This window comes from Aciduliprofundum boonei T469, from assembly GCF_000025665.1.
Taxonomy (GTDB): Archaea; Thermoplasmatota; Thermoplasmata; order Thermoplasmatales; family Aciduliprofundaceae; genus Aciduliprofundum; species Aciduliprofundum boonei.
Genome location: NC_013926.1, coordinates 869,490 through 892,564, shown reverse-complemented (window position 1 = coordinate 892,564; position 23,075 = coordinate 869,490). Strand labels below are relative to the sequence as shown.

The following is a 23,075-nucleotide window of genomic DNA, read 5'->3' as shown; positions in this document are numbered from 1 at the left end:
TTATCACAGACTCAATATTAGCACAAAGAGCGGAGCTAGAAGAAGAGACACTATGCTCATCAATTTAATCAATATGTTCAATGAAGGTCCTGCTGTATCCTTGAGAGGATCTCCCACAGTATCTCCAACCACTGCTGCCTTGTGGGCATCGCTTCCCTTCCCTCCGAAATTGCCCTTTTCTATGAATTTCTTAGCATTATCCCAGGCACCACCAGCATTTGCCATGTATATGGCAAGCAAGAATCCAGAAGCTATGGAGCCTGCCAGAAGCCCACCAACAGCTTCAGGTCCCAATCCCGGAGTCACGCCAACTATGATAGGCACTATTATGGCGAGAAGCGTTGGAAGAATCATCTTTTTAATTGCTGCCCTTGTAGATATATCTATGCATTTCTCATATTCTGGTCTTGCTTTGCCTTCCATTATCCCCGGTATCTCTCTGAACTGTCTGCGAACCTCTTCCACCATATTCTCAGCAGCGTGTCCAACCGCAAGAAGTGCAAGAGCACTGAACAGGAAAGGCATAAGTGCTCCAATGAATATTCCAACCATCACTGATGGATTTGCCAAATCTATGATTATTTTATGTCCCAAACCAGAAAGGGTTTGGTTATATGTTGCAAATAGAGCAAGTGCCGTTAAGGCAGCTGAGCCTATCGCAAATCCTTTACCTATGGCAGCTGTTGTATTTCCAACAGCATCTAACTCTTCAGCTCTCTCTCTAACATCTTTTCCAAGATTTGCCATTTCTGCAATGCCTGCGGCGTTGTCTGCAACAGGTCCATAGGTGTCCATACTCAAGGTCATTCCCAATGTGCTAAGCATTCCAACAGCGGCTATAGCAATTCCGTAGAGATCAGCAAGAATGTATGCAATAATTATAGCAACGGATATGGATAGAACGGGAATAACTGTGCTCAGCATTCCAATTGACATACCGGTTATTAAGTTTGTGGCCGCGCCCGTGGTACTGGCTTTTGCTATATCCTTAGTGGGTTTGTATTTATCTGAAGTGTAGTATTCTGTGGAGAATCCAATAACTATACCCGCTATTAACCCACCGAGAAGCGCAATGAACATATTGTACCAAGGCACTACCTTGTTTAAGCTTTCGAACTTATAATCCCCATTCCAGTACATTATCATAAGGGAAAGAAGGACCATTATAACTGCACTGGTTATAACACCAGTATTCATTGCCTTAGACGGATCTTTGTTACGCATCAGAACAACAACTCCCACTCCGATAAAAGAGGAGATGATTCCAATGGCTGCTAGAAGCAAAGGAAGATAAACTAATGCACTATTTATAGCGGAAAATAACACACCAATAGCTATTGCGGAAATTATAGAATCCACATAACTTTCGAATAAATCTGCACCCATCCCTGCAACATCGCCGACATTATCGCCAACATTATCCGCAATAACGGCAGGATTCCTTGGATCATCCTCGGGTATACCAGCTTCTATCTTCCCCACAAGATCAGCACCCACATCTGCCGCCTTTGTATATATTCCACCTCCAACTCTTGCAAATAAGGCAATGGAGCTCGCACCAAATCCGAATCCAAATAGTATGTTGGATAACTCGTACGGGCCAAGATGACTAAACAGGAGATACATTGAGCTTACACCGAATAGGCCTAGACCCACAACAGTTAGACCCATCACTGCCCCAGAGGAAAACGCCACTTTCAATCCAGAGTGCATATCCTTCTCCACGGCCTTCGCTGCTCGAACATTTGCAAGAGTGGCTATACGCATTCCTATATTGCCTGAAAGTGCAGAGAATATCGCTCCAACAACAAATGCCATCCAAGTGTACGGACTAACACCGCCGTTCTTTATGAAACTTAACAGATACAGAAAAACAGATACGACAATTATGTACACCGTTAAATACCTGTACTCTCTGTTAAGAAAGGTCATTGCACCTTTCCTTATATATCCGGAGATCTCTACCATCTTTCCCTTGCCTTCGTCCTGCCTTCTCACATACATCGCAAAGAAGAAGGCTATTAACAGGGACAAGAGCCCTATTCCAAGTGCAACATATGCCATCATTCGCCATCACCCTTAAAGCAAAGGGCATATATTATTTGGGCATATAAATTTTTACATTGAGACATATAAATTTGCATAATTACGCATATCTCATTTTGCAAAATGCATAAATATTAAATCGCATTTGTGTAATTAATGAGAGGATATGGAAGAAGAGGGAGACGTAGAGGACCTAGATGGATTTCGTATGTTCCCCCTGTAAATAGCTATGCACCAATTGGTGGTCCTTACATCAAAAGTGTCGTGCTTACTTATTCAGAATTAGAGGCTTTACGCTTAGTGGATGTTGAGGGATTAACTCAGGAAGAGGCCGCCGCGAGGATGGGCATCTCCCGCAAAACCTTATGGAATGATTTGAAGAGCGGAAGAAAGAAAATAGTAGAGGCTATCCTGCATGGGTGGAACATAGAAATAAGAGGGGAGAACTATTACATAAGACAAGATTGATGCGAAAACATTATATCTTTTAATTTTCTACGCATTCTCAATGGAAAATGTCAAAGATTTGCTTGTAGAAATCAAGGAAAAATCGGAGCTTATCGTTGATTTGGCCTATTCAGCCATAATTTTAGATAGTGAGGACCTGGCAAAAGAAGTGGAAAAATTGGAGAAAGAGATAAGCGAGTTAACCTACAAGATAAGAATAGTGAGCATGCTTGCTGCAAATACCCCTGATGAGGCAGAACAACTTGCAGGAATATTGCAGATGGCTGACTCATCCAACAATCTGGCAAATGCAGCTGCGGATATTGCATATCTCCTCGATTTAGATATAACTGCAAGGCCTTTTCTACCGAGCTTGTTTATGAAGGCTGATGAAAAGATACATGTGGTCAAGGTTTATCCCAATTCAAGCATAGTAAACAGAACCTTAGGAGAATTAAATATTGAAGTAGAGAGTGGAGTAAGAATAATAGCAATAAAACGGGGACGCAACTGGATTTACGACCCAGAAGATCATGTGAGGATAAAAGCGGATGATTTGCTCATAATAAGGGGCACAGAGGATGGCTATGAATTCTTAGACAGGGTAGCAAGGGGTGAGGAAAGTTGGGATTAGGCGAGATGATAATTGAGATGAAAAATATATCAGAATTGATGGTTGATTTGGCTTACTCTGCGTTGATATTCAATAATAAGGAGATTGCAGAAGAAGTGAAATACTTAGAAGAGAAAATTGATAAGAGGTATTACCAGCTTGAAGAAGAGGCAATAAAGCAGGCAATAGAGGAGAAAAATCCTTATCCTGCTTTAATTTTAATACGCCTTGCAACGAGTATTGAGGCAATATCAGATTCGGCAGTGCAAATTGCAGATGTGGTGCTCCGTGGAATTGAACCTCATCCCGTGATAAAAGAGAGTATCAAGGAGAGTGATATTACAATAACTAGAGCAAAAGTTAGGGAAAACAGTATTTTAGCAAATAAAACTCTCGGAGAATTAAATCTTGCAAGCGAGACAGGCATGTGGGTAATTGCGATAAAGAGGGGGAAGCAATGGATATTCGGGCCTACTGAGAACACCAAAGTATTACCAGATGATATCCTTCTTGCAAAGGGACCATTAGAAGGTGTAAAGCACTTTATAAAACTCTGCAAGGGTGAGGATAAGAAACTTTAAATAGATGATGGAGTAAAGCAAGAGGATATAAATGATCAACGCAAAATTCTTAGGCGGTGCGGAGGAGGTTGGAAGCCTCGGATTGTATATGCAAATAGGTGAGTTGCGGCTTCTTTTTGATTATGGACTAACTCCTTCAAAGCCACCCGCATATCCCATGCATGCCCCTCCTGTGGATTCTTTATTCATAACCCATGTGCATTTAGACCATTCTGGAATGGTTCCGAGAATTGCTATGGAATATGAGGCAAACATATATGCAACACCTCCAACAAATTCTGTGCTACCCTTAATGTTAAACGATACGATCAAAGTTGCAAACATTGAAGGTTTTCCTATACCATACACGAAGGAGGAGGTAGAAAATACCGTTGATGGGCTCATAGATGTAGATTACGGAAAAACAATAGAGCTTGGCTCATTGGATATTATACCTCACAGTGCGGGTCACATACCCGGAAGCGCAATGTATGAGATTAAAGATGATAGAACGATACTGTTCACGGGAGATATTCAAACTGTTAACACACATCTCGTGTGGGGCACAAAGCCTGTAAAAACGGATGTGCTCATAATGGAAAGTACCTACGCTGGAAGAGAGCACCCCCCAAGAGATAAAGTTGAGAAAAACTTCTTGGCAAAAATTGAAGAAATCGTGGATAATGGAGGTAAAGCCATAGTGCCGGCATTCGCAGTAGGCCGTACCCAAGAGATTATGCTAATACTTGCAAAAACCGACTTTGAAGTGTGGGTTGATGGGATGGGTAGATTCGTTACAAATCTATTCCTGCAAAATCCACAGTATCTAAGATCTGCAAAGAAATTGAAAAAAGCGAGAAACAAGATGCATATAGTACGAAGGAGAAGCGATAGGAGAAAAGCTCTGAAGGGAGAAGTAATAGTGGCAACAGGAGGAATGCTTGAAGGAGGCCCTGTGTTACATTACATAAATCATCTAAAGAATGATCCAAAAAGCGGGATACTGCTCACTGGCTATCAAGTGGAGGGAACTAATGGAAGGTTGCTAATGGACGAAGGCATACTTGAATTGTATGGAGTAAAGGAAAAAATTGATATGGATATAGATTTCTTTGATTTCTCCGCGCATGCTGGACACTCCGAGCTAATTGAATTTGCAGAAAAATGCTCTCCAGAGAGAATAATATTAATGCACGGGGACAATAGGGAAGCCCTTGCAAAAGATTTGAGAAATAGGGGATTTGAAGTTATTATGCCAAAAAACGGTGAAGATTTCGTTATTTAGCTCTCTTCACAGTTATGGGAATAACTCCTTTTTCAAACTCATACATTGCAATATCCAAAGGGTCCACTATATTCTCAGGAAGATGAATAAGAACAGGAGCGCCCATAGATATCTGCAATGCGCGAGCGCCGATTATGCGCGCCTTTTCAAACCTTGTGTACTCCATAAAACCCACCAGATGTGGTTTAATGGGTTTTCATATATAAAGCTTTTTAACGATAAATCCAAATATGCGAGGAGAATGTAAGAGCGTGTATATTGGAATTGACGATACAGACTCCCGCAACGGAATGTGCACCACATATCTCGTAAAAGTGCTCGTTGAGAAATTAAAAGATTCAGGTATGGATTTAATAGGCCCGCCAAGATTAGTGAGGTTGAATCCAAACATACCTTGGAAAACAAGGGGAAATGGAGCCGTATGCATAAGAGTTGGCAAGGGCTATGGAGAGAAGAAGGTTGTGGGGGAGATAGAGGGAGAGAAAATATACGCTTTCAAGTACGGGAAAGATGGTGAACTTGATTTAAATGATATAATTCCACTCCTAAAAGATTATTTTGTGTTAGAAGAGCCCACAACTAACCCAGGGATAGTTATTTCTAAGAAAAAACTTCCAGAATGGCTATACTGGAACGCAGTTAGGAATGTTTTGAATATCGAATTCGTTGAGAGAGTTTTAAAAGAGAATAACGCAAAATTTTTCAAATTCAAAAATGGAAGGGGAATAATAGGTGCTTCCGCATCAATAGCTTGGAGAGCCAGGAAGTTTACATACGAGCTTCTAACTTACTTGCCGGAGGATAAATGGAAAGAGCAGCGATACATTGACGAAAATTCTGTAATCGAGATGGACAAAAAAACAAGATACACTTTTGACAATTATGATTATGAAAACAATTATGTGGCCATATCTCCCCATTCAAAAACCCCTGTGCTTTTTGGCATAAGAGGTCTAGAGCCCGAAGAGCTAATAAAAGCAAAGGACATGATAAAAAGCACCCCTTACAATGCTTGGTTTCTATTCTTAACAAACCAAGGTACCGATGAGCACCTAGTAAAAAGAAGAATTAAGAAGGTAAAAGAATATCAAAATGTTATCTTAAGAGGAAAGGTGGTGAAAGAGGCAAGAAAAATTGAAGGGGGTCATGCAATATTCCAAATTGAAGATTCAACTGGAAAAATCGACTGCGCTGCTTACGAGCCCACAAAGAATTTTAGGAATACAATAAATAAATTGAAAGTGGGAGATGAAGTGGAAGTTTACGGTAGCGTTAGGGATGAGCCAAGAACAATAAACATTGAGAAAATAAGGATTTTGAGATTAGCAGAAATAAGAGTTAAAGTGGCAAATCCAAGATGCCCAAAATGCGGAAGGAGGATGGAGAGTTTAGGAAGGGGCAAGGGATACAGATGCAGGAAATGCAGAATAAAACTTCCCGAGGATGCAGCAGAATTTAAGATTTTAGATAGGGAAATAAAAGAAAGATGGTATGAGGTCCCGGTAATAGCAAGGAGGCATTTATCCATGCCCCTGAAAATAAAGGAAATGAAATCATTTAAGATATTTTAAAACCTCTTTACGAGCGTTATTTAACTCATCCTCGTCCAACTTTGGCAATTCTCCCGGAGCACCTTCTTTAAAGTTATGAGAGAGAAACATACCTTCACTCACAATACCAAAAAACTCTGCAGGAGGGAGCAATGCTACGGGCAATTTCTCTCCCTCTTTTACATTTTGAATATTCGTCACCACAGTTATAACTCTACCAACATTCACATTACAAATCTTCAATTTATCTGCTTTAGGGTGCTTCATAACACTATCAATCTCACCAATTCTTATATCCACAGCGTAGGCAGGATCATCTGGCAGTTTTAGGCGTGAGGATAGATTATAGAGGATATTCATACAAAATTTCACCTTTGCAATTCTCCCATCATCAATATTCACTCTTTTCAATCTATTCACCCATTCTTTTCCGCCAAGAAGCTCATAAAGCTCCAAAATTTTTGATTCTATTTCTTTAAGTAAGGATTGCAAAGCATCAAGCTCTGCATAAGAGTATTTTATCTCCAAAATCTTTCTTTCAATATCATTCATGATTTTAGATGCTTCTTTGCCAACACCTCGCATATTATTGAATAGATTCTTCATATCCTTTGTGCACTTTTCAGCCATGAGAATCCTTGGGTCGTTCGCAGTGTCCATGATTGGCTTATTGCATACCTGTAAATACCTTTTTCTCTGGGAAAATTATATATACCCATTATGTGATACTTATTGTCAGACAAAACATGGAAAGAGGCAGTTAAAATGTCCGATTCAATAAGGATTACAATCAGGCTCTCCCGCAATGCGGCGGAAAAAATGGAAGAGTTAGTCAAGAGTGGTGAGTTCAAAAATTTATCTGAGGTTGTTCGTACTGCAATTGAGAATTTTCTAGCTGAGAAATTTGCGCCTCGCAATATTGAGAAGATAAGTGTAGATCTGCCAAAGGGCACTGTTGCGATGCTAGTCAAGCTCGTGGAGGCAGGAGAGGCAGTGGATATGGATGATGCAATAAGAACAGCCGTTAGGGAGTATGTTAGAAGACAAATATCCACTCTTGCAAAGAAGGAGATTGAAGAGGGAATTAAAAAAGAAATTGTGGAGGGTGAGAGTTAATTGAGCATAGAATCCCTCATAAGAAGGGCTTCCTCATACACTCTTGTTGAGCGGGAGCTCTACGAGGAGAAAATTAATATCATGGTTGTGGGGATAGGCGGAGCTGGATGCAATGCTGTAAGCAGGATGAAAAAATTAGGACTATCCGTACCCACTGTGGCGATTAATACAGATATAAATAACCTAAGAACTGTTGAGGCAGATAAAAAGATTCTTTTGAAAAAATACACAAAGGGCTTGGGCTCTGGGGGCTTGGTGGAAATAGGAGAAAAGAGTGCAATCCTTGCATCAAAGGAGCTTGAAAATATATTTGATGGCATAGATATTGTTTTTCTAACAACTGGGCTTGGAGGGGGCACAGGCACAGGGGCAACTCCCATAATTGCAGAAATTGCAAAGAGAAAAGGAGCATTGGTTATAACGATAGCCACCATGCCGTTCAAGATTGAAAGAGCGAGGTTCATAAAGGCAAAAGAAGGGTTGAAAAGAATCGTTGAATTATCCAACACACTAATAGTTTTGGAAAATGACAAACTTATGGAAATTGCCCCAAATTTACCAATCAAAAAGGCATTCATTGTTATGGACCAGCTTATAAGCTATACAATAATGTCCTTTGTGGATGTTCTCACCAAGCCATCTTTGATGAATATAGATCTGGAGGATTTGAAGAGGATAATGAAGAATGGAAGATACTCCACCATACTAATAGGGGAAGGAGATGCCAGTGATCCGAGGAAAATAGTTGTAGATGCTTTAAACAGGCCTCTCATTATGGACATGGACTACTCAAAAGCAAGTGGGGGTGTGATACATATTACAACGGGAGAGAATGTACCACTTTCAGCCGTATATTCCGCCGTAGATGCCATATCCTCCTTGATGAAAGATAATGCAAATCTTATGATCGGGGCAAGGATAGATCCGCAATTTGAAAATAAAATGAGAGTACTGGTACTTTTGACCGATATAAAAATCCCAATTCTTGGGGAAGAGTATGAAGTAAAGAGCTTGAAGACTTACGAGATGGAGAGATCTCAAAGGTAAAAATTTAAATCTTGAAAGAGAATGAATGTATAGGAGGTTTGAAATTGCCAAGTCCATACCTTAGCGGGATAAAAATCGAGAGGGAGCTTGTAAAGAAGGCACAGGCAATCAAGGAGAAGAGAGAGAAATGCGAGAAATATATAAAAGATGTTGAGCAGGGAATTGCAACGCTTAAAAATTACAAAAACACAAAGAGTTATGAAGAAAAACTAAAAAATGCAAAGAGCTCCTTCGAGGTTAAAGATTTTGATAGGGCATTAAGCTTATTAGAAAATCTCTACAAGGATATTCAGAAAGATATTGAAAAAATATTTGAAGATGAGGCAAAGAAAATTGATGAGATTCTATCATCCGGTAATGTTGAAGATTCTGCAAGATTAAAGGCATACTTAGAAGAAGCGAGATCGAAGTTCTCTTCAGATTTTGCTTCAAGCTTGAAAATTCTTCAAGATATAAATGAAAAAATATCCTCCTCATTAAAAAATGTGGTGGAGAGAAGAAAGAGAGAGCTTTTAGCTAAAGTAGTAAGTATTGAAGGTTTTGAATGGGTAAGGGACGAGATCGATAAAATAGAGGGAAATCCTCAGGATGTTCTTGCACAACTTAAAAAGATAGAGGAGAGGATAAAAAGTTCTGCAAAAAATATTGTTGAAAATAATATAAAAGAGGGGGATAAACTTATAAATCTGGCAAAATCAGCCCATTACTCTTTATCCATAGATTTGGACAAGAAGAAAGATGCACTCAGTGCGTTGGAATCTGGAGATTATTCATCCGCAATAAAGATATCGAAAGAATTTTTAGAATCTGCCAAAGATTCTTTTAAACTGTTTTTCACAAAATTATTGGACATATCAGAATTCTTGATTAGAGAAGGAGAAGAGATGAATGAGGACATGAGTGGCCCTATGGAAATCTTCAACAAAGCAAAAATCGCTTATGAAAATGATGATCTTGATAATGCCGTAGAACTGGTAAAAAAGGCAACGGAAGAAGCTGAGAAGATAAAATTACACAAGGTATTGGAACTTATGAAGAATGCAAGAGATAAGCTACTTGATGCTAAGAAGAAAGGTATTGATATTTCACCTTATTTAGGGATGATTGATAATGCCAAAAACTTCCTCAAAATAGGAAAGCATAAAAAAGCGTATGATACCATCCTAAAAGCCCTTCAAATGTTAGAAAGGAAAATGAACCTCTATTCCCAGCTAAAAATAGAGATTGAAGAGCTTAAAAAATCCAATGAAGAACTAAAAAAGGAGAATATAATACTTGAAGGAGTTGAAGATAAAATAGAGAATATTGAAGCTACTCTGGAGAAAAATCCAGAAGATGCGGAAAAGATGGTCGACGAACTTAAAAAATTGATTATATTCAGTTTGAGAGATATAGCAAATACATTGTACAATGATTTATCTTCAATACTCAACAAGGGTATTAGTGCAGAGATTGATTTGAGGGATATAAAAGTGGAGCTGGAAAATGTTGAAAAACTTCTTAAGGATGAGAATTACAAAGATTCCATAATCGTGCTAAGAAAAATTGAAGAAAAATTATACGATAGAATTTACAAAGATATCAGAAACAAACTTGAAGATTTTAAGAAATACAAGGTGAAGGAGATAGACAAAAAGATTAATAGTGTCTTCGAGCTTATAGAGAAGGGGGAAATTGAAAAAGTTTTAGATAGTTTTATAGAACTCCAAGATTCAATTTTCAATATTGAGAGAGAGAAATATGAAAAAATGATTAAAGAAGCGGAAACCAGTATTTCATTTTTGAAAGATTTGGGAGAGGATACGGAGAAGGTAGAGGAGCTTTTAAACAAAGCAAAAGAATCTTTGGAGAGAAAAGACCTAGAGAATGTTGAGAAAAATCTAAAAGATTGCAATGTGATAATTGAATCCCTTTCTCAAAACCTAGCTCAAAAAGCGTATGATTCCGTCAAGGATTCGGCAGATAAAGCCAGTAAGATGAAGATAGATTTAGAAAAGAACGGGATCATAGATATGCTAAATATGGCGGCAGAGAGTTTAAAAGATAAAAGATACCAGGATGTCATAAAATACACTGCAGAGATTGATGAGAGAATTAAAGATCTAATGAATAAAATGAATAAAGCCCTCTCAATGAAAGATGAGTTAGAGAAGAGAAAGAATGAGCTTTTAGATTTGGGATACAATGTTGAAAAATTGGAAGAGCTAATAAGGGAAATAGAAAGAAAAATAGAGAACAATGAATTTGAAGATATTGAAGAGAGCATAAAGAATGGTTTTGATTTAGCTAAATCAATTGAAATTGAAGGAAGAATTAATGTGATTCGCAGGGAAATTGAGAGTATAGGAAAGATTATGAGAGATTTCAATTTCAAAGAGGATTATTTAACTATCACAGAGGATTTCTTCATAAGATATAAGGAGAGAAAGTATGAGAATCTGGAAGAGATAGGAAAGAAAACTATTGAGAGATTAAAAAAATCCATTGAAATTATTTTCAATAACTATGTAAATCGTCTTGAAAAGCTAATATCAGATTTGGGGGATTTGGGAGTGAATGTTGATGATTCCCCAATAGCTGCCAGCAAAGAGAAATTCTGGGAAGGGAATGTAGAAGAAGCTTTCTCGATGCTCCAGAACCTTGAGAGCGAGATAAAGAAGATACATGGAGAGAAAATGAAACTAATGGATCTGGAGAACAGAATTGGAAGATTGATAACTGTAGCTTCATCCCTTGGAATTGACACAAAGCCCTATTTGGAGCGGGCTAAAGAGCTAGAAAAATCAGAGAACATAGAACACAGAAAGAAGGGACTCGAGGATTTGGCTAAAGAGATCGAGAAAGGGATTAAAGAGAAAATTGAGAGCATGATAAATGATGTTGAACTAGAATTAACAAGAATGAGAAGAATGGGTGAGAATATTACCACGGCAGAATCTATGCTTGTTAGGGCAAAATCCTCTATGAAGAAAGGGAATTATAGGGATTCTTTGACTCTCACCTTGAATGCAATGGAAGAGATTGAAAATGTAGGTATGCAGAAAAACACTGCCTATGGAATTTTAAAAACTCTGGATGTGAAGATGAAAAAGATGCAGGGACTAATACCCAAGGATATTATTTCAGAGTATAGAAACGCTAAGAGCCTGTTTTTGAATGAGAAGTACAGGGAAGCAATAGACAAAGCCATGAATGTTAGTGAAAAGCTTTGGAATATTGAGAAAATAATTGAAATAATCAAGGATAAGAATAAAGAGATCAAAAGGTATATTGAGCAGGGCAAAGCCCTTGGTATAGATATGAGGAATGTTCTAATCCCGCTCGCCAATGCAAAAAAAGAGTTGCAGGGCTTACATTATGATTCTGCACTCAAGCTTGTAAATGAAGCTCATAAGGAGGCAAGAAAGAAGATTGAAGAGTTTATAGGAGAGTATAGAAGGAGATACGAAGAGATTCTAAAACCCATCATAGAATTCGATTTGAGAGATGAACTAGAAGATAATATCAAAGAGATAAACAATGCCTTTGCAAACAAAGATGTCGTTGCTTTAAACTCCTTAATACCTAAACTCAAAGAGAAAGCGCTTAGCATAGTTGCAAATATAATGAAGGATAAGATGGATGAGTTTGAGAGGATGAGTAAGATTATTGGAGAGACAAAGATTAAGGCCAATATTGATTTGAATAAAGAGAGAGGTAAATTAGAAAAGCTCAAAGATAGCCCGAAGGAATTTTTAGAATATTATGAAGCTCTTAAAGATAAGATGGTTGAAATCATTAAACAAAAAATAAGAGACGATATCGAGGAATTCATGAATGAATTAAATAAATTTGAGACTTTTGGATTGAACTTGGGAGATTATAGAGATAGGGCATCAAAATTGATGGATGAGTTAAATGATATGGATTATGACATAGCCATGAGCGAGCTTGAAGAGCTCGAGAAGAACTTTGAAACTTATATTAAGGAATACACTAAAGATAGAGCAGCAAGGGCAAAAGAAATGGTTATGAAGTACAGCAAAAAGAAAGCAGAAGAGTACGAAAGGAATATTTTAGAGAATGTAGAAAAGGGGAACTATGAGAGTGCGATAAAAATTTACGAAGATGCGATAAAGTATGTAGGTGAGTATCGCAATAGAGTAGCAGAGTTCAACAAGAAGGCAATGGAACTCAAAGAATTAATCAAATCCGCCATTTCTCTCGGGTTGAATATGGATTCATACATAAAAAGATTAAAGGATGCTTTATCCTCGCAGGAGGATTTGGAGAAGGGAATAAAAGTTATGGAAGATATAGAGAATGAAATTTGGGATGAGATTGAAAAACTCAAACCGAAATTAGTTGTAGCCATAGACAGTACTCAAAAGGTAAATGATAAGTATTTAGCAAAAATCAGAGTTAGGAATGAAGGTAGCACGGATGCTCGTAATGTACACTTAAGCTTAAACGGCTCTTTAAAGACCGAGGGCGATATAACAATAATGAAAATTGCAAAAGATTCCGAGGAAATTGTTGAGAGCTTCCTTGCAGAAGGAAAGGGAGAAAAAATAAATGTAAAAATTAGTTATGAAAGATTTGATGGAAAGAAATACGAGGAGGAATTTGAAGTAGAGTACAAAATATCAAAGAAAGGTTTCCATATCGAGAAGAATAAAGAAAAGGTTAAATGCACTCTCTGCAGAGGAACGATACTTCCAGGCATGGACATTGTAATATGCGATACCTGTGGTGCAGTTTACCATTTGCCTTGTGCGAAGAGAGCAGGAAAATGTCTGAAATGCGGCACTCCGTTTAATTTCGAGTGATTCTATGCTCGTTAAAAGATTTGGATTAGCAAAAATTACAAGAGGGACGATGGAAACTCCATTGCTCTTAGAGACAGGAAAGGATATAGAATTCAATGGAAATACATTCAAATTTCTTAATTTTGAAATTGGAAGGGATGTACTTTACACACCAGAGATGAACGAAGGAGAAATAAAAATTGCGGATGATATTTATCTGATACCACATATAAATTCTCGCTTAAGAAATACTACAAATTTTGTAGATTACACTATTAAGCTCAGATACAAACTTGGATTTGATAAATTGTTTTACGCTCCGGGCGCTCCACCTCATCTCATTCCTATCCTAACTTATCTTGGGTATGATATATTTGATGATTCTTTAGAGCACATAGAAGATTATTCATTGGTAGGAAGAATTGATGATGCCCCGCCAATATCAAAATTTATTATCTCTCAAACAAAGATTGCTTTGAAAAAAGGATTGCTCAGAGAGCTTGTAGAGAGCATAGCGGATAACAAAGCCAAGGAAATATTGAGGTATCTAGATATGAACTACTATTCTTTAATTGAAAATTTTTATCCCATTTGGAATCCTCAGATAAATGCTGTAACATTGGACTCTCTTTATAGGCCCGATGTGAGGAGATGGATCGGGCGTTTGAAAGATAGGTATAAAAAACCGTCTTGGGCTAAATATTTGCTTCTCATACCCTGCAGTGCTAAGAAGCCATATTCAATATCAAAATCGCACAGAGAAATGAGAGAGCATATAAAAGCCACCATGCACGAGGTAATCTTAACCTCTCCTTTGGCCCTTGTACCAAGGGAGCTTGAAAGGTTCTATCCCGCCCAAAATTATGACATACCTGTGATAGGACATTGGTACGAAGAGGAGAAGAAATTGATAAGGGATACCTTAGAATGGTATCTTTCAAAGTTTGAATACGAGGAAATAATATCATTTTTACCAGAGAGCATGAGATTCTTAGAGGATATCCTAAATGATTTCGGAGCACATACAATTTGGGGTAAGGATTATGAAGAACTAGAAAAATCAACAAAAAAATTGGATTACCATATCCCAAGGAATGTGCTTGAGAGAGAGAATTTCAAGAGTTTGGCTAGATTCCAATTTGGATGTTGCGAAGAGTTATTGGATGAAGCAAAGATAAAGGGAAGATACTACCAGCTCAATATATGGAAAGAGAGGAAAAGAATATTCAGTTACAATCCTCAAAAGGGGATGCTAACACTCACGGAAGAATCCGCAAAATGCTTGGCAAAAAATGAGAAATATACCGTATACATAGACGATTTTTATCCAGAGGGAGATGTTTTTGCAGCAGGTATTCTAAATTCAACAGAAGATATAAGGGAAGAGGATGAAGTAGCCGTAGTATACGAGGATGAATTGAGGGGATGGGGTATTGCAAAAATGAGCCATATTGACATGCTCCAGCAGAAAAAGGGAAAGGCAGTGAAGATTAGGGGTAAAATCAAAACCACTGGTTAGTGGGAGACACTTTAAAGGGCTCAAATGTTCTGTTTATCGTATCATCATACATTGAAAGGTAGTAGGATAAATCTAAATCCTCAATTCTCACCATTTCGATAGGCCTAGCCCTATATGTTGGACCTCCAACTCCCTTTACTATCGCTATGTAAATGTACATTCCCCTATGCACTTCAATCCCGTAATTTTCCATCAAAATTTTAGCAGCTATGCTGGCTTTCGTGGCTTTCTCATATTCCTCCGGTTTCTTTGTTAACTGCTCAACCACCGCAATATCTTCAATTTCAAATTTACCTTCTTTTATCATATTCCTATATTTTCTCCTGAGCTCCCTCGCTCTTTCTACATTCCCTTTAAGCAAATGCTCTACAATTTGCCTCTGTGCATCTTTTATTATCTTGGGGTAATCTCTCCTTATATACTCTACCCCTACACCAGTTACCTTACCATCATAAAGATGTGCATACTTCTTCTTAGTCCAATAAACTCCCCGCTGCACTATTCTCTCCAATTCAATATTTAGAGGATATTCATCGTTGATTTTGTTCATGATTTTCTTCCAATCTCCTCCAATAAATTGAATGCCATCAGTATCCACATAAATTATTGTGCCTCCCATTTCCTCTATAATTCTCTGCACATTCTTTATGTAATATCTAGCCAAAGCAGCAATCAATTCGGCGGCGTTTCTATTGTAATATGATGCTCCATTCCAGCCCATATAACCATACATAGCATTTGCCATGACCTTCAGGGCCTTCTGCTCAGCGTCAATTCTCTTATCGTACTTATCCTTCAATTTTCTCTTTAACTCCAATCTTTTGGATAGAAAATCATCAACAAGTTCTGGAATAACACCACGAACATCTTTTTTTATTTTATGTTTAACACCTTCAATTTCCACTTCCTCGCCCCCACCCATGTCCACAGTTTCAGGGCTGATGTTCCACGCTTTAATGATATTGGGATACATGCTTTGAAAATCCAGATAGGTTATATTCTCATACACGCCTGGCTCCTTTAACCATACATAGCCCCCTTCATACTTTTTGGATTTTCCCACTTTCATCTTATCTATACCTCTCCGTTTCATCTCTCTGGCCACAACAACATCTATCAATTCACCCACAGTCATTCTCGTTTGCCTGTCAATTGGGATACCACATATACCTGATATACTCTCCTCAAACGGTAATATGGCATCCGCTATCTCTACAATTATTTTCACATAGTTTTTCAAATACGATTCCAACTCTTCATCACTCTTTTCCCTAATTCTGAACTGGGGGATTCTCTCAAATCCCTTAACTTCTAAAGCATTGGCAAGCTCGTCTATTTCCTTGGTAGGCAATCTCGGAAAATCGCGCCAAGCTATGGCAAATAGGTCTATATTTTCTCTCCCTTGAATTTTTGTTTCCTTCAGAATTATACCCCTAAAATATTTCCCAGAAAAATCTATAGCACTCCCATCTCTACCAAGATTTAAATTTATATCATATCTCTTAGCCCTTTCGTAGAGCAACGGGAAATCTTCGGTATCCTGTTTAAATCCAACAATTCGATCAGGATTGTACTCATTGAAAATTTCTACGAATTTTTCTATTATATCTTTTTCATTTCCTTTTAAAATCCTAATATTATTGGTTTGTAGAGCAAGCATATAAATGCTATCTTTTTTTGGATTTATATATCCGCTCTCAGTTTTCGCAAGAGTTTTGAAATACAAAGTTCTCATAGTTACAAATCTCTTTAAAAATATTAATTTTTTTGCCAAATTTATAGTTAAATTTATCTTCTCTGAAATCATCCCCTTCCTTAATGATTAAAAAGATTATCATTGTACTTTTCATAATTTCAATCTTGCTAATACCTTCAATTCACGCTAAAAACTCAAATATTAATTCTGAAATTAAAGATAGATACTCTGGACATATATTTATAAAACAGATTTTCTCTCCGCAATTAAAAAAAGAGTACGATAAAGACCATTCTGGATACCTGGATTTCTCGGAATTTTTAAAGTTGCTTGATGAAAATATGATGAAATTAAATTTCACACCTGCAGGAAATTATTTTTTGATTTTTCATAACCTAACTATAGATGGAAGAAATCCCATAGTTAATTTAAAAGGGATACACAAGTATGAGAATTATAGTTTTCCTATGCCTGTAAACACTTCATCATATTACGCTATAAGCTTTAATTTCACATTTTATTTAAATGGCACATATGACCATACTCTAAAGATAAGCCTTCCTGATGTTTCAGGTATGTTCTCAATAGCCCTTCCGAAAAACGATACTATTCTACAGAGCAATCTAATTGATTCAATTACTGAGAAGAATAAAATTAAAGGGAGATTTGATAGCTCCATTATCATAAAATTCAGAGAGGAATACTATTACCGGATGAGCATTTATGCCTATTCATTCTTGGCCGCATTAATTGGTGTGTTTGTATTTATAGCATATAAATTTAGAGGGGGGCGTGTTAAAGGTATAAAACTTCTTATAAGGAGCACACTCAGAAATTTATTTGCACTTTTTATAGTCCTGACCATCCTATTTTACATTCTTTGGGTTTTTGGTCCACCCCCACAGGTTAGAGTTGGGGGGATATCAGATATAGTTATGAGATTCTATATAATAAAATACTATCACCTTGACAGACCTTGGTATGATCAGTACTTGAACTGGTGGCATCTAATTTTAACGGGGGGAATAACAAAGGGAGTAAACTGGGGTACACAGCCCATAGACCTTAAAAATGCCATTATTGTGTCTCTCACAATATTCATATTAACTACAGTGATAACATATTTCTCATCACTCTACTTGGCCATCCGCAAAAAGAGCCCTCGCTCTTTAGACATATATGCTGCCATATTTTTAGCTTTATACTCTATACCAACCTTCTACGCATCTTTAGTTATTTTACAAACATTCCAGAACTGGCCTTTATTATACGATGCTCTAGTTTCTCCTACAAATGGGTGGCAAGAGGGAATAAGAATCATTATTGCTTCTCTCATTCTCTCACTTTTAACCATTGCTAGACCTTATTTGATAGCCCATTCTATAGCCAACAGAGAATACATGGAGCCCTATGTTAAAACATTTCAGGCAGTGGGATTAACTCCAAAGAGGATTAAGAAATTCATAAAGAAAAGTACAATGATTCCTACAATGACAGATTTGGTGCTGAATTTTGGATGGATCTTGACAGCACAGGTGTTCTTAGAAGTTATATTTCACATAAAGGGAATTGGGCTAATTCTATTCAAAGGTACAATAAACGGCAATCCATTTCAGATTCAAATTGCAATTATATATTTCTCATTAGTAATGATAGCCGCTTCTATATTCTCAGACATTGTGATTTACTTCCTTGATCCAAGGGTGAGAAGATGAAACTGAAAGTATCTCTCAAGGGAAAAGTCGCTATTGCCGTGATTATCACTTACATAATTATTGCTCTCCTAGTACCCATAATGCCTCTACGGCCACCTCTGAGCTATAGAGCCCCACCTACAGATATATTTGTACCCCAAATAGTTGCCAATTATTCATTTCCTTATAAAATAGTTAGAATGAACGCTTATGAAGATGAATTTTATATGATAACCGAGAGTTCTGAATTCATATATTACAATATTCTGAACCATAATATCACATTTGAAGAGAATTTACCATTACAAAACTATTCAGACATAAAGATTCTTAGAATATATCCCCATGGCTTTCCTGTGTTTTACAACCAAAATTATATCTATGTATTTTCAGGCACCGCTCTTGTAAGATACCCTATAAACGATACTGTTTCTATCTACATTCTCAATCCGCCCTTCTCTTCTTTTACAGGGTTTGTTACTTACAACAGCACAGGTTTATACGCATTCCAATACAGCCCTTACGGATTCTCTACAAAGCCATTATGGCACATTGTAGCGCATCAAAAACCCTTAGGATTGCATTATGATTACAACCATATTTTTGTATCCTTTCACGATAAAATCATTGATATAACATCCAATGGAAAAATTGTGTGGGAGAAAAGAGGAAATTTCACATCAAATCCAATATTCTTGCCCATCTATGGAAACGATAAATTATACATAGCTTCTCATAACGAAATAGAGGCATTATCCATAGAAAATGGAAGCAAGAGGGCAGATATACAAATGCCATGTGAAATTACATCCTTAGAGTATCGTGGAGGGATTCTTTTTGCTTATTCTCCATCTGGCGTGTTTGGGAAGGTGGATGTCCTCAAAAACGGTTTTTCTTGGAAAGTTGATGATGTAAAGAAATATGTAGCAAGCCCGTTTATAGATGGCATAGGAGTGATTTTCAAAAATGGAAAAATAGGATTTATACTAACAGATGGAGCTATCCAGTGGGGAAAAGATGTGAATGTATACAACATCCTCCTTACAGAGATGTCACATACAACCTATCTTTTAGCTATTTTGGAAAATCAAAAAGATGTCCAACAGTACAGCTATTCTGGAAAGATGATAACTCCTCTACCACCAAGTAAAAAATATATCCTGGGCACCGATTTTGCCGGAAGGGATGTTTTCTCTCAACTCCTATGGAGCTTTAGAAGCGAGTTGTATATTGCATTTGTAAGCGGAGCAATAGTTCTTCTCTTAGGTACACTCTGGGGAGTGATTGCAGGATATTTCGGCGGGACTACTGATGAATTACTGCTTCTTCTCTCAGATTCTTTTCTGTTCATACCTGCGATCGGCTATGCAGCTCTTATGATTTATTTGTTTGGCATATCTCATCACATAGAAGCAACTATATGGGCTTCCATATTTGCACTCTCACCCTTGGAAGCAAGAGCTGTTAGAAATTATACGAAGGTTGTTAAAGAAAAGGCATTCGTAGAAAGCGCAAAATTATCAGGAGCTGGACACTGGAGAATAATATTAGTTCACATATTTCCAGAAATAAAGGGAATATCGACAGTATATGCCCTTAGTGCAGTGACCATGGCACTATTGCTTGAAGTAGGCATATCATTCTTGGGATTTGGAAATTATACGGTTCCAACTTGGGGATGGATGATTTCAAACGCGTATTTTACAGGGTACTGGGATAAATGGTGGCTTATTGTACCTCCGCTCCTAGCTCTATGGGCAATAGTTTATTCAACATATCTCCTATCCCACGAGATCTATGCCTCACAATACATTTTCTCCTTGGAAGCAAGAACTATTGGTGAGGAAACTAAATCCAAATAATTTTAGCATATTCTTCGCATTCTTTAATCAATTCCCTTGCCACATTCTTCTTTGGTAAAAATGGATAGTTGTAAATCTTTCCCCCAGGTCTCTCGTTGTAAAAAGGGCGATTACATCCCGGGCATCCAGAGGTTAGAAAAGGTATTCCTCTCATAATATTTTTCCTTTCTTCCTCCGGCACTATGATTTCCATGACTCTTTCATCTTCAAACTCTGCAAAATTTCTGTAGTTCCTCGAAAAAAGATAACGCATTAATTGTATAACCCGGTATCTATGCAATGATGGTTGCTTTCCTCCAAAAACTGGCATAAAAGCGAATAAAGCTATGGATATTCCCATATCACTCAATCTCGCCATAATATTGTACAATGCTTTATCACTCTCTCCCAATCCAACAATTAAATGTGTATTCACAGAATCAAAAATTTTAATTGCATCTTTCAAAGCTCTCCAATGCCCTTCCCAAGTGAAGCGATTTCCGACTTTGTACCCTTTAACATCATCAAATATTTCCTTAGTAGCAGCGTCCAATGCAATACTGATAATTTCAACACCTTCCTCTTTTAACCTCTTCATATCCTCATTAGAAATAGGAACTATAGAAACTGAAACAGGAATGGAAGGCAATAGGGGAAGTAGGGAACTCAAATCATTCACAACCTCAGGATAATCAAGAGTTTGAAAGCACACTCGTGAGAATCCTCTTAAATTGCGAAGAACCTCATCCGTATAGGAGAGCCACAAAACTCGTGATAAATAACCTTCTTTTCTGCCTTCTCTTCTTTGAGCACAAAATAGGCAATTGGATATGCATCTCTCCCCGAGCATTATGTAAGCAGTTGTAGGTTCTGCAAGCATCTTTCCTTCTTTTAAACCCATTTTAACCGCTGTACCATAGGATAATCGAATCATGGAAATCGCCTGTCTAACTCGTTATGCACAATGGATATGGCGTGAGAAGCTAGTATGATCTTCGGCCCCACAGTTACGATATCATCCGCATATTTATCCACAAGCTTCTCTTCATCTTCACTCATATTTACGCTGTCGCTCAATACGAAGGATGCATTAGCCGGAAACTCCAGCTCCCTTATGTCCTTTCCATCTTCACGCAAATAATATACATTGCCTATTTCTGCAATTTCATTTAAAACTTCTTCAAAACTAGCCCTTTTTATGTAAAATCCTGGAGAACTCTTAATCTCACTCTCTCCTAATTTTAAAATGGCATTTCTTATTAAGGCAGCTGTGCTTCTCTCATCGGGATTTAAATACTTAACTTGCGAGGAATCAATTCGTAAACGAGCATTGATTTGTGGGAAGTAAGCGAAGAATAGAACATCTCTCCTTATGTTGTGGGAGAGAAATATGGCAGCATTTATGCATCTTGCAATAACATCTATTCTCCCAGAGCCAGGAAGGTCGTTTAAATTTATCTCCCCTTTAAATTTGTGCCCTATAACTAAAAAAGCTCTCATGTGAATCCCGACATATCAAAATCTCCACTTTTTAATTGCTTTCTTAAAGCTCTCATCAATTTACGATTTCCGCGCATCTGCTTCATTGTCTTTTTCATCCTGTTATACTCTTTGAGCAAAGAGCGCACTTCCTGCTCACTTCTTCCACTTCCCCTGGCAATCCTCTTAATCCTTGAGGATTTTATTATTTCAGGATTCTCTAATTCCTCGTATGTCATAGAATCCATTATTATTCTATACTTTCTCAATTTCTCCTCGCTTTCCTCAACCATTCCTTTATCTATATCCCCCATCTTGAAAAATGGTAGAGAGTAAAGAATTTTCTGCAAAAGTCCGGGCTTTGCCATCTGCTCCCAAATCTCATACATATCCTTTAGATTGAACTTTCCACTCATCATGCGCTCCATTACCTTCTCTGCTTCTTCTTCCTTTAACTCTAATTCTTTTGCGGTTTCAAGTAAAGTTTCTAAATCACCCATACCTAACAATCTGGATATGAAGCGTGTTGGATTGAAATGCTCTAAGTCCTCAAGATGCTCGCCAGTCCCAATAAACACTACCGGTGCTCCTGTGGCAGCCACTGCACTCAAGGCACCTCCTCCCTTTGCACTTCCATCCATCTTTGTAATTATTACCCCTGTGACTCCAACAGCATCGTGAAAGGCCTTTGCCTGCTTTCCAGCTTGCTGCCCTATTGTAGCATCCAAAACCAAGAAAATCTCATCTGGCTGAATTATTTCTTTCAAATCTTTTATCTCTTCGATTAAATCATCCTCAAGAGCATGCCTGCCAGAAGTATCAAAAATTTGAACTTGGTAATCCTTCATTTTCTTTACCGCTTCTCTAGCAATCTTTCTTGCATCTTTCTCTCCAGGAATGCCGAATACGGGTACATTGAGCTGCTCACCTATTTGCTTCAATTGCTCATAGGCGGCAGGCCTATGCACATCACAGGCAATCAAAGCCACGCTTAGACCCTTTTTGTGAAAATACCTTGCAAGCTTTCCAGCGGTGGTTGTCTTACCTTGTCCATACAAGCCAACGAGCATGAGCTTCTGCGGCTTTAATGCCACCTCCTTCTCCTTCCCCAAAATAGCAACGAGCTCTTCATAGATTATCTTGATTAAAAAATCACGATGACTCATCCCACTGGGAGGTTTTTCCTCGAGAGCCCTTCTCTCTACATTCTTTGAAAGCTTTAAGGCTAGATGAACTTCAACATCAGCCCGAAGCAAAGCTCTTTGAATATCCCTTACAACCTCCTTGATTAAAGATTCATCCACATACCCCGCTTTTGATATTTTTCTTATTGTATTCCTGAGCGACTCGCCTAAAGAATCAAGCATAAACCTTTAATGCACGGCACATTTAAAA

The 23,075-nt window shown here is 37.8% G+C and carries 18 protein-coding genes; 11 read left to right on the top strand and 7 right to left on the bottom strand.

Translation table 11 applies throughout. The annotated features are described in order from the left end of the window. Positions 1-3 precede the first annotated feature (3 nt). Entirely contained in the window at positions 4-2,067 is a 2,064-nt protein-coding gene (locus tag ABOO_RS04705) for a sodium-translocating pyrophosphatase (RefSeq protein WP_008084272.1), read from the bottom strand. Positions 2,068-2,202: 135 nt separating this feature from the next. On the opposite strand from ABOO_RS04705, the gene ABOO_RS04700 reads away from it, so the two are divergent. Genes ABOO_RS04700 through ABOO_RS04685 form a run of 4 tightly spaced genes read left to right on the top strand, consistent with a single transcriptional unit; the run spans position 2,203 to position 4,951 of the window. Beyond that, positions 2,203-2,514 (top strand): DUF134 domain-containing protein, encoded by a 312-nt coding sequence (locus ABOO_RS04700; protein ID WP_012997264.1) that lies wholly within the window; start codon positions 2,203-2,205, stop codon positions 2,512-2,514. A gap of 40 nt (positions 2,515-2,554) precedes the next feature. Further along, on the top strand, positions 2,555-3,127 hold the full coding sequence (locus tag ABOO_RS04695; protein ID WP_008084254.1) for a potassium channel family protein: 573 nt from the start codon (positions 2,555-2,557) through the stop codon (positions 3,125-3,127). Further along, the gene (locus ABOO_RS04690) at positions 3,118-3,687 is read left to right on the top strand and encodes a potassium channel family protein (protein WP_236614145.1); all 570 of its coding nucleotides are present in this window, start codon (positions 3,118-3,120) and stop codon (positions 3,685-3,687) included. The genes ABOO_RS04695 and ABOO_RS04690 overlap by 10 nt, the downstream gene beginning before the upstream one ends. A 31-nt stretch (positions 3,688-3,718) precedes the next feature. Beyond that, entirely contained in the window at positions 3,719-4,951 is a 1,233-nt protein-coding gene (locus ABOO_RS04685) for an MBL fold metallo-hydrolase (protein WP_008084226.1), read from the top strand. Here ABOO_RS04685 and ABOO_RS04680 read toward each other — a convergent pair. After that, the gene (locus ABOO_RS04680) at positions 4,944-5,117 is read right to left on the bottom strand and encodes a DNA-directed RNA polymerase subunit K (RefSeq protein WP_008084277.1); all 174 of its coding nucleotides are present in this window, start codon (positions 5,115-5,117) and stop codon (positions 4,944-4,946) included. The genes ABOO_RS04685 and ABOO_RS04680 overlap by 8 nt on opposite strands. 64 nt (positions 5,118-5,181) lie before the next feature. Between ABOO_RS04680 and ABOO_RS04675 the strand changes: the two genes are divergently transcribed. After that, on the top strand, positions 5,182-6,522 hold the full coding sequence (locus ABOO_RS04675; RefSeq protein WP_012997263.1) for a tRNA(Ile)(2)-agmatinylcytidine synthase: 1,341 nt from the start codon (positions 5,182-5,184) through the stop codon (positions 6,520-6,522). On the opposite strand, the gene ABOO_RS04670 is transcribed toward ABOO_RS04675, so the two are convergent. Next, a complete protein-coding gene (locus ABOO_RS04670; RefSeq protein ID WP_012997262.1) occupies positions 6,505-7,161 on the bottom strand; it encodes a t-RNA-binding domain protein in 657 nt (218 codons plus the stop codon). The two genes, ABOO_RS04675 and ABOO_RS04670, sit on opposite strands and share 18 nt — an antisense overlap. Positions 7,162-7,233: 72 nt before the next feature. Between ABOO_RS04670 and ABOO_RS04665 the strand changes: the two genes are divergently transcribed. From ABOO_RS04665 to ABOO_RS04650, 4 genes are read left to right on the top strand one after another with little or no spacing between them, the layout of a single operon-like run. Beyond that, complete coding sequence (locus tag ABOO_RS04665; RefSeq protein WP_236614146.1) at positions 7,234-7,617, top strand: ribbon-helix-helix domain-containing protein; 384 nt, start codon at positions 7,234-7,236, stop codon at positions 7,615-7,617. Beyond that, entirely contained in the window at positions 7,618-8,664 is a 1,047-nt protein-coding gene (gene ftsZ, locus ABOO_RS04660; RefSeq protein ID WP_008084208.1) for a cell division protein FtsZ, read from the top strand. A gap of 11 nt (positions 8,665-8,675) precedes the next feature. Continuing rightward, entirely contained in the window at positions 8,676-13,472 is a 4,797-nt protein-coding gene (locus tag ABOO_RS04655) for an RING finger protein (RefSeq protein WP_236614147.1), read from the top strand. 4 nt (positions 13,473-13,476) lie between these two features. Then, the gene (locus tag ABOO_RS04650; RefSeq protein ID WP_008084299.1) at positions 13,477-14,970 is read left to right on the top strand and encodes a DUF5591 domain-containing protein; all 1,494 of its coding nucleotides are present in this window, start codon (positions 13,477-13,479) and stop codon (positions 14,968-14,970) included. Here ABOO_RS04650 and ABOO_RS04645 read toward each other — a convergent pair. Then, positions 14,954-16,705 carry a DNA-directed DNA polymerase gene (locus ABOO_RS04645; RefSeq protein WP_236614148.1) on the bottom strand — a complete coding sequence of 584 codons (1,752 nt, stop codon included), beginning with the start codon at positions 16,703-16,705 and terminating at the stop codon, positions 14,954-14,956. The genes ABOO_RS04650 and ABOO_RS04645 overlap by 17 nt on opposite strands. 83 nt (positions 16,706-16,788) lie before the next feature. Here ABOO_RS04645 and ABOO_RS04640 point away from each other — a divergent pair, with 83 nt between their 5' ends. Beyond that, positions 16,789-18,381 (top strand): ABC transporter permease subunit, encoded by a 1,593-nt coding sequence (locus tag ABOO_RS04640; RefSeq protein ID WP_008084310.1) that lies wholly within the window; start codon positions 16,789-16,791, stop codon positions 18,379-18,381. Then, a complete protein-coding gene (locus ABOO_RS04635) occupies positions 18,378-20,222 on the top strand; it encodes an ABC transporter permease (protein ID WP_012997260.1) in 1,845 nt (614 codons plus the stop codon). Before ABOO_RS04640 ends, ABOO_RS04635 begins: the two co-directional genes overlap by 4 nt. Here the strand turns inward: ABOO_RS04635 and ABOO_RS04630 are convergent. Genes ABOO_RS04630 through ABOO_RS04620 form a run of 3 tightly spaced genes read right to left on the bottom strand, consistent with a single transcriptional unit; the run spans position 20,209 to position 23,047 of the window. Beyond that, on the bottom strand, positions 20,209-21,135 hold the full coding sequence (locus tag ABOO_RS04630; RefSeq protein ID WP_012997259.1) for a radical SAM protein: 927 nt from the start codon (positions 21,133-21,135) through the stop codon (positions 20,209-20,211). The genes ABOO_RS04635 and ABOO_RS04630 overlap by 14 nt on opposite strands. After that, complete coding sequence (gene trmY / locus ABOO_RS04625; protein ID WP_012997258.1) at positions 21,132-21,701, bottom strand: tRNA (pseudouridine(54)-N(1))-methyltransferase TrmY; 570 nt, start codon at positions 21,699-21,701, stop codon at positions 21,132-21,134. Before trmY ends, ABOO_RS04630 begins: the two co-directional genes overlap by 4 nt. Beyond that, entirely contained in the window at positions 21,698-23,047 is a 1,350-nt protein-coding gene (locus ABOO_RS04620; protein WP_012997257.1) for a signal recognition particle protein Srp54, read from the bottom strand. Before ABOO_RS04620 ends, trmY begins: the two co-directional genes overlap by 4 nt. Positions 23,048-23,075: the final 28 nt, after the last annotated feature.

Coding starts and splice junctions, on each gene's coding strand:
- trmY (WP_012997258.1), bottom strand. CDS start 21,701: ATGAGAGCTTTTTTAGTTATAGGGCACAAATTTAAAGGGGAGATAAAT.
- ABOO_RS04630 (WP_012997259.1), bottom strand. CDS start 21,135: ATGATTCGATTATCCTATGGTACAGCGGTTAAAATGGGTTTAAAAGAA.
- ABOO_RS04645 (WP_236614148.1), bottom strand. CDS start 16,705: ATGAGAACTTTGTATTTCAAAACTCTTGCGAAAACTGAGAGCGGATAT.
- ABOO_RS04700 (WP_012997264.1), top strand. CDS start 2,203: ATGAGAGGATATGGAAGAAGAGGGAGACGTAGAGGACCTAGATGGATT.
- ABOO_RS04670 (WP_012997262.1), bottom strand. CDS start 7,161: ATGGACACTGCGAACGACCCAAGGATTCTCATGGCTGAAAAGTGCACA.
- ABOO_RS04650 (WP_008084299.1), top strand. CDS start 13,477: ATGCTCGTTAAAAGATTTGGATTAGCAAAAATTACAAGAGGGACGATG.
- ABOO_RS04680 (WP_008084277.1), bottom strand. CDS start 5,117: ATGGAGTACACAAGGTTTGAAAAGGCGCGCATAATCGGCGCTCGCGCA.
- ABOO_RS04640 (WP_008084310.1), top strand. CDS start 16,789: ATGATTAAAAAGATTATCATTGTACTTTTCATAATTTCAATCTTGCTA.
- ABOO_RS04705 (WP_008084272.1), bottom strand. CDS start 2,067: ATGATGGCATATGTTGCACTTGGAATAGGGCTCTTGTCCCTGTTAATA.
- ABOO_RS04675 (WP_012997263.1), top strand. CDS start 5,182: ATGCGAGGAGAATGTAAGAGCGTGTATATTGGAATTGACGATACAGAC.
- ABOO_RS04695 (WP_008084254.1), top strand. CDS start 2,555: ATGGAAAATGTCAAAGATTTGCTTGTAGAAATCAAGGAAAAATCGGAG.
- ABOO_RS04635 (WP_012997260.1), top strand. CDS start 18,378: ATGAAACTGAAAGTATCTCTCAAGGGAAAAGTCGCTATTGCCGTGATT.
- ABOO_RS04620 (WP_012997257.1), bottom strand. CDS start 23,047: ATGCTTGATTCTTTAGGCGAGTCGCTCAGGAATACAATAAGAAAAATA.
- ABOO_RS04685 (WP_008084226.1), top strand. CDS start 3,719: ATGATCAACGCAAAATTCTTAGGCGGTGCGGAGGAGGTTGGAAGCCTC.